This window comes from Caballeronia sp. (genome assembly GCF_049581465.1).
In the GTDB taxonomy this organism is placed as follows: domain Bacteria; phylum Pseudomonadota; class Gammaproteobacteria; order Burkholderiales; family Burkholderiaceae; genus Caballeronia.
The window spans coordinates 1-1,702 of record NZ_JBAUSA010000343.1 but is presented as its reverse complement, the minus strand read 5'-3'; the positions used below and the strand labels follow the sequence as shown (position 1 = coordinate 1,702).

Genomic DNA, 1,702 nt, shown 5'->3' with positions numbered 1-1,702 from the left:
CCGGCGAACGTGCCGATCTGCCGGTTGAACGCCTTGTGCGGCACCGTCATGCGGCAATCGATACCGGCCTTTTCCAGCACCTTGTTCCAGCGGCCGACGCCTGCTACCGAATCCTTGATGTAGTCGTCGCGCAAGACTTCGTTCATCGCGTTGAGCATCGGCACTTCGCGCTCGACCAGCTTGCCGCCCTGCACGTCGAGCAGCTTGTAGCTCTGACCATTCAGTTGATGATCGTCGTCGCGCTTGTTTTCTTCATATCGCCCCTTCAGGCCCGAGCTATAGAACGTCGCCGCATTCGACGAATGATCCGCGCCGAACAAATCGATGGTCACGGAGTAGTGAAAATTCAGATAGCGCTGGATGGTCTCAAGATCGATCACGCCGGCCGCGCGCAGTGTGTTCATGTCGTCGGTCTTCAACTCGTTCATCATCTGCGCGGTGCGCTGGATCACACGCGATACGCCGGATTCGCCCACGAACATGTGATGCGCTTCTTCGGTGAGCATGAACTTGGTGGTACGCGCGAGCGGGTCGAAACCGGACTCGGCGAGCGCCGACAACTGGAACTTGCCGTCGCGATCCGTGAAGTACGTGAACATGAAAAACGCCAGCCAGTCCGGCGTTTTCTCGTTGAACGCACCGAGAATGCGCGGGTTGTTTTCGTCGCCCGAACGGCGGTCGAGCAATGCTTCGGCTTCCTCACGACCATCCCGTCCGAAATATCGATGCAACAAATAGACCATCGCCCAGAGGTGGCGCCCTTCCTCCACGTTAACCTGGAAGAGATTGCGCAAGTCGTACATGGACGGTGCGGTGAGACCCAGATGTCGTTGTTGCTCGACCGACGCCGGTTCGGTATCGCCTTGCGTCACGATGATCCGCCGCAAGTTCGCGCGATGCTCTCCCGGCACATCCTGCCAGGCGGCCTCGCCCTTGTGCTCGCCGAAATGGATTTTTCGATCCGCCGTGCCCGGCGCGAGGAAGATGCCCCAGCGATAATCCGGCATCTTCACGTGGTCGAAGTGCGCCCAGCCGCCGGCGTCCACGCTGACCGCCGTGCGCAGGTATACGTCATAGTTCAGCGCGCCTTCCGGGCCCATGTCGCCCCACCAGGAAAGGAAGTTCGGTTGCCATTGTTCGAGCGCGCGCTGCAGCGTGCGGTCGTCGGCCAGGTTGACGTTGTTCGGAATCTTGTCGCTGTAGTTGATCGTTGACATGTTCGTTTCCTTGGGTCGTCCTGGGCCGCTCAAACGCGGTTGAGATCGAATTGCGCCTTGCTGCCCTTGCCATACACCTTGAGGGCACCCTTCTCTCCCACAGCGTTCGGTCGGTTGAAAATCCAGTTCTGCCACGCGGAAAGGCGGCCGAAGATACGCGTTTCCATGGTCTCGGGACCGTTGAAACGCAAGTTGGCTTCGAGACCGGTCAGGGCATCCGGCGACATCGCGGCGCGCTCTTCGATCGCCATGCGAATTTCGTCGGCCCAGTCGATATCGTCAGGCGATGCCGTCACCAGCCCCAGGCGTTCCGCCTCCACCGGCTTTACCGCCTGGCCGATCCGCGCGCGAGCGGCGGCGAGCGGTTCGGCTTCATCGTAGAAGCGGCGGTTCAGTCGCGACTGGCCGGTGATCATCGGATAGAGGCCGAAGTTTGCTTCGGATAACGTAATGGCGGGTTCTTCGTCCTCGTCGCTGGGCAAAGC

The 1,702-nt window shown here is 60.4% G+C and carries 1 protein-coding gene and 1 pseudogene; both read right to left on the bottom strand.

The genetic code is table 11. The features are described from left to right. A partial coding sequence (gene boxB / locus WCA53_RS08660; protein ID WP_423908018.1) for a benzoyl-CoA 2,3-epoxidase subunit BoxB occupies nt 1-1,217 on the bottom strand: 1,217 nt, incomplete at its 3' end. Nucleotides 1,218-1,246: 29 nt separating this feature from the next. Next, nucleotides 1,247-1,702: pseudogene (locus WCA53_RS08655) on the bottom strand (2,3-epoxybenzoyl-CoA dihydrolase); the annotation flags it as partial.